At 57.2% G+C, this 269-nt stretch carries 1 protein-coding gene; it reads left to right on the top strand.

The features are described 5' to 3' along the window. The coding region (locus tag SB719_RS20330) for a hypothetical protein (RefSeq protein WP_412159766.1) at positions 1 to 232 on the top strand (232 nt) is incomplete at its 5' end. Positions 233 to 269: the final 37 nt, after the last annotated feature.

Raw genomic sequence — 269 nt, 5'->3', positions numbered from 1 at the left:
GACTGGCGCGGTACACGCAAAATCGCCGACGGGCTTCCTATCGGAACAATCGCTTCGTTTCGGCATGACCAACATGAGACTAAGTCGGCCCCGAAGATGCACAAGACCGAGCGACGAAACGATCCAGCCACCTTGTGAAAAGCTGGCACCGCTGCGTCGTCCGCAGCGTTCAGCGGAATACTGGCAATTCGTCGAGAACGTCATCCAGCAGTTCAGTCAAGGCGGCGAGTAAGGAAGTAGTCACTCCCCCACCGCAACAGTGCACGCAA

Source organism: Pantoea sp. SIMBA_079 (genome assembly GCF_046940275.1).
Classification (GTDB): domain Bacteria; phylum Pseudomonadota; class Gammaproteobacteria; order Enterobacterales; family Enterobacteriaceae; genus Pantoea; species Pantoea borealis.
Note: the sequence above shows the minus strand (reverse complement) of the source record. Positions and strands in the feature narration are given on the sequence as shown.